This window comes from Streptomyces sp. A012304, from assembly GCF_026008495.1.
GTDB lineage: Bacteria > Actinomycetota > Actinomycetes > Streptomycetales > Streptomycetaceae > Streptomyces.
This window is the reverse complement of sequence record NZ_BQUN01000094.1, coordinates 1-4,654: the sequence shown is the minus strand read 5'-3', so window position 1 is coordinate 4,654 and position 4,654 is coordinate 1. Positions and strand designations below refer to the sequence as shown.

Below are 4,654 nucleotides of genomic sequence, written 5' to 3'. Positions count from 1 at the left end.
CCCCCACCCCCCAGCCGTACACGCCCGCGCCCTCACCGTCGTCCGAGGCCCCCGCACCGTCCTGCGCTCCCTCGACTTCACCGTCCCGCCCGGCCAGATCACCGGACTCCTCGGCCCGTCCGGATGCGGCAAGTCGACCCTGATGCGCGCCATCGTCGGCACCCAGGCCAAGGTCACCGGCGCCCTCGACGTCCTCGGCCGGCCCGCCGGCCACCCCTCCCTGCGCACCCGCGTCGGCTACGTCACCCAGGCTCCGTCCGTCTACGCCGACCTGACGGTCCGCCAGAACCTCGACTACTTCGCCGCGATCCTCGACCCCGGCCGCCCGGCCGCCGACCGCCGCCATGAGCACGTCACCCGGGCCATCGCCGACGTCGACCTGACCAGCCACGCCGACGCCCTCGCCGGCAACCTCTCCGGCGGCCAACGCAACCGCGTCTCCCTGGCGGTGGCCCTGCTGGGCACCCCCGAACTCCTCGTCCTCGACGAACCGACCGTCGGCCTGGACCCCGTCCTGCGCCGCGACCTCTGGCAGCTCTTCCACGACATCGCGGCCACCCGCGGAGCCACACTCCTCGTCTCCTCGCACGTCATGGACGAGGCCGAACGCTGCCACCGCCTGCTGCTGATGCGCGACGGCGAGATCCTCGCCGACGGCACCCCCGACGCCCTGCGCACCCGCACCGGCACCGACACGGTCGAGGCGGCCTTCCTCCACCTGGTCGACGAGGCGGCGCGGGCCGCCCGCGCGAAGGAACAGACCCGATGAGCACACCGACGAACCTCGCCCCCACCAGCCCCCTCAACCTCTCCCGCACCACCGCCACGGCCGCCCGCGTCCTGCGCCAGCTCCGCCACGACCCGCGCACGATCGCCCTGATGATCCTCGTCCCGTGCGTGATGCTGTTCCTGCTCCGCTACGTCTTCGACGGCGACCCCCGCACCTTCGACGGCATCGGCGCCTCCCTCCTCGGGATCTTTCCGCTGATCACGATGTTCCTGGTGACCTCCATCGCCACCCTCCGCGAACGCACCTCCGGCACCCTCGAACGCCTCCTCGCCCTCCCCCTCGGCAAGGCCGACCTGATCGCCGGCTACGCCCTCGCCTTCGGCGCCCTCGCCATCGTCCAGTCCGCCCTGGCCACCGGCCTCGCGGTCTGGTTCCTCGACCTGGACGTCACCGGCAGCCCCTGGCTCCTCCTCCTGGTGGCCCTCCTCGACGCCCTCCTCGGCACGGCCCTCGGCCTCTTCGTCTCGGCCTTCGCCGCCTCGGAATTCCAGGCGGTCCAGTTCATGCCGGCGGTGATCTTCCCCCAGCTCCTTCTCTGCGGCCTGTTCACCCCCCGCGACACGATGCACCCCGCCCTCGAAGCCCTCTCCGACGTCCTGCCCATGTCCTACGCCGTCGACGGCATGAACGAGGTCCTCCACCACACCGACATGACCGCCGCCTTCGTCCGCGACGTCCTCGTCGTGGCGGGCTGCGCCCTGCTCGTCCTCGGCCTGGGGGCGGCGACACTGCGTCGCAGGACGACATGAGCCGACGTCCCGCCCACCGGACACCCACCGCACACCCCGGTCCCCCGGTGCGAGGATGAGCGAGGACGACGCACACCCCCGGAGGACACCCCAGCCATGACCCAGAAAGTCGCAGTCCTCGGCACCGGCAAGATCGGCGAGGCCCTCCTCAGCGGAATGCTCCGAGGCGGCTGGCCCCCGGCCGACCTCCTCGTCACCGCCCGCCGCCCGGAACGCGCCGAGGAACTCCGCACCCGCTACGGCGTCACCCCGGTCACCAACGCGGAAGCCGCCAAGACCGCCGACACCCTCATCCTCACGGTCAAGCCGCAGGACATGGGCACCCTCCTCGAAGAGCTCGCCCCGCACGTCCCCGCCGACCGCCTGGTCGTCAGCGGCGCCGCCGGCATCACCACGGCCTTCATCGAGGAACGCCTCACCACCGGCGTCCCCGTCGTCCGCGTCATGACGAACACCCCCGCCCTCGTCGACGAGGCCATGTCCGTCATCTCCCCCGGCAGCCACGCCAGCGAGGCCGACCTCGCCCACACCGAGGAGATCTTCGGCGCCGTAGGCAAGACCCTCCGCGTCCCCGAGAGCCAGCAGGACGCCTGCACCGCACTCTCCGGCTCCGGCCCGGCGTACTTCTTCTACCTGGTCGAAGCCATGACGGACGCCGGCATCCTGCTCGGCCTGCCTCGCGACAAGGCCCACGACCTGATCGTCCAGTCCGCGATCGGCGCCGCGACGATGCTCCGCGACAGCGGCGAGCACCCGGTGAAGCTCCGCGAGAACGTCACCTCCCCGGCCGGCACCACCATCAGCGCCATCCGCGAACTGGAGAACCACGGCGTACGGGCCGCCCTCATCGCCGCTCTCGAAGCAGCCCGCGATCGCAGCCGCGCACTGGCCTCCGGCAAGAAGGACTGACCCCCGGGCCGCGGCAGGTCACCCCGCCGCGGGCCACCACCTCCTAGGTGGTGGTCTCACCCTCCTCCCGGACCGCACCCTGACCTGGCCGTCCCGCGCCGCCCTGACCCCGGTCCCCGGCCTCGACGACCACCTCACCCCACCCGTCCTCGACGCCCAGCGCCGAGCCCCCGCCCGCGGCACCACCCTCACCACCCTCTGCGGCGGCGCCGAAGCAGCCACCATCGCCCGCTCGATGGTCACCGCGCCGACTCCTCGAACACATCGATCTCCCGATGCCCGAGATCGCCCGCCGCGCCGGCTTCGGCAGCGAGGTCGCGATGCGCCGGCGCATCGCATCGCGCCTCGCCGCCGGCCCCCGCGCCTACCGCGCCGCGTTCAGCACCGGCTCGGCGACCGCGGGCAGCAGCCCGATCGCGCGGTAGGCGGCGTCCACCACCGGCCGGGCCATCGCCCGAGCTTTCTCCGCACCCTCCCGCAACACCCCCTCCACATGTCCGGGATCGGCGCACAGCTCCCGATGCCTGGCCTGCACGGGCTTGAGCACCTCCACCACGGCCTCCGCGGTGTCCTTCTTCAGAGCGCCGTACGACGCGTACGCACCGCCCAGGGCCTCGGGGTCCCCATCCGTACAGGCGGCGAGGATCTCCAGCAGGTTCGCCACACCGGGCCGCCCCTCCCGGTCGTACACGACCTCCCGCCCACTGTCGGTGACCGCCCGCATGACCTTCTTCCGCACGACGTCCGGCTCGTCCAGCAGATAGACGACCCCGGGCCCGGAGTCATCGCTCTTGCCCATCTTCGACGCCGGCTCCTGAAGGTTCATCACCCGCGCCGCCACCGCCGGATGCGTCGCTCTCGGCACCACGAACGTCTGCCCGTACCGCTGGTTGAACCGCAGCGCCACATCCCGCGTCAGCTCGACGTGCTGCGCCTGGTCGTCCCCCACCGGCACCTCGTCGGTCCCGTAGGCCAGGATGTCCGCCGCCATCAGCACGGGATACGTCAGCAGCGACAGCCGCACGCTCCCACCCCGCTCACGCTCCCGAGCGGCCTTCTCCTTGTACTGGATCATCCGCCGCATCTCGCCATCGGTGGCCACGCACTCCAGCAGATACGACAGCCGCGCGTGCTCGTCCACATGGCTCTGCACGAACAGCGTGCACAGCCGCGGGTCCAGCCCCGCCGCCAGCAGCAGCGTCGCCGTCTGCCGACTGAGCCGCCGCACCCGCCCCGGATCGTGATCGACGGTCAACGCGTGCAGATCGACGACGCAGAACAGCGCGTCGGCCCGGTGCTGATCGACCCCGGCCCACTGCCGCATGGCCCCCAGATAGTTCCCCAGCGTCAGATGCCCGGTCGGCTTGATCCCGCTGAAGACCCGCTTCATCTCTCCACCTCCTGGTCGAGGCCGCCGCACCCGGCCGGCCGCCCCTCAGGAGGGAGAAACAGAAACGGCCGCCGAGGCGGCGGCCGTGAGCGCATACGTGAGTCCGGCCGCCGTCAGGCGGCCCACCACTGCTGGGTGCACGTACGCGTAGTCATGTGCCTCAGAGTACGCCCCAGGGGTGCTCCTGGGACATGGGTTGACACACCCCAGGCCGATACGTAGTGTTCTCCGAGTTGTCCGACGTGAGCGCCGACCTCGGTCGGTCCCCGGACAGCCATTCCGCAAGTACCAACCACTCCTCGGCGAGCAGTCGATTCGTCTGCCGTCGTGTCATTGGTATGCGTATTCGCGAAATGAGGAATCCGCGTTCGAAAGGACGCAGCCCCGATTGGCCTCGGGGTCCGGGAATCCGCTAAAGTCTCACAGGTCGGAACGGCCCAACAGCCGGGAAGACACCCCCGCTGACTGGGAATCAGACGCCGAAAGGATCTGATAGAGTCGGAACCGCCGGAAAGGAAACCGCGAGAGCGGGAACCTGGAAAGCACCGAGGAAATCGGGTCGAGAAAAGATCTGATAGAGTCGGAAACGCAAGACCGAAGGGAAGCGCCCGGAGGAAAGCCTGAGAGAGTCTCTCGGGTGAGTACAAAGGAAGCGTCCGTTCCTTGAGAACTCAACAGCGTGCCAAAAATCAACGCCAGATTAGTTGATACCCCGTCCCCGGCAGTGAACGCCGAGGATGAGGTTCCTTTGAAAAAAACACAGCGAGGACGCTGTGAGCCGGGAGGACTATTCCTCCTCCTGGTTCCGCTCTCGTG

Annotated in this window: 4 protein-coding genes and 1 pseudogene; 4 read left to right on the top strand and 1 reads right to left on the bottom strand. The window is 70.2% G+C overall.

Annotated features, from left to right (window positions below):
- The 4 genes and pseudogenes from ALMP_RS20015 to ALMP_RS20000 form a co-directional block, all read left to right on the top strand.
- Nucleotides 1–769 (top strand): ABC transporter ATP-binding protein (locus tag ALMP_RS20015; RefSeq protein ID WP_264930200.1); only part of this gene is annotated, 769 nt, incomplete at its 5' end.
- A complete protein-coding gene (locus ALMP_RS20010; RefSeq protein ID WP_264930198.1) occupies nt 766–1,539 on the top strand; it encodes an ABC transporter permease in 774 nt (257 codons plus the stop codon). The genes ALMP_RS20015 and ALMP_RS20010, both read left to right, overlap by 4 nt.
- Before the next feature lie 96 nt (nt 1,540–1,635).
- Nucleotides 1,636–2,448 carry a pyrroline-5-carboxylate reductase gene (gene proC / locus ALMP_RS20005; RefSeq protein WP_264930196.1) on the top strand — a complete coding sequence of 271 codons (813 nt, stop codon included), beginning with the start codon at nt 1,636–1,638 and terminating at the stop codon, nt 2,446–2,448.
- A 49-nt stretch (nt 2,449–2,497) separates the two neighbouring features.
- Nucleotides 2,498–2,873 (top strand): annotated as a pseudogene (locus tag ALMP_RS20000) (hypothetical protein); the annotation flags it as partial.
- On the opposite strand, the gene trpS reads toward ALMP_RS20000, so the two are convergent.
- A complete protein-coding gene (gene trpS, locus ALMP_RS19995) occupies nt 2,813–3,838 on the bottom strand; it encodes a tryptophan--tRNA ligase (protein WP_264930194.1) in 1,026 nt (341 codons plus the stop codon). The pseudogene ALMP_RS20000 and the gene trpS sit on opposite strands and share 61 nt — an antisense overlap.
- Nucleotides 3,839–4,654 lie beyond the last annotated feature (816 nt).

Bases quoted from the DNA above. Each gene is read 5' to 3' on its own strand.
- trpS (WP_264930194.1), bottom strand. From the start codon at position 3,838: ATGAAGCGGGTCTTCAGCGGGATCAAGCCGACCGGGCATCTGACGCTG.
- proC (WP_264930196.1), top strand. From the start codon at position 1,636: ATGACCCAGAAAGTCGCAGTCCTCGGCACCGGCAAGATCGGCGAGGCC.
- ALMP_RS20010 (WP_264930198.1), top strand. From the start codon at position 766: ATGAGCACACCGACGAACCTCGCCCCCACCAGCCCCCTCAACCTCTCC.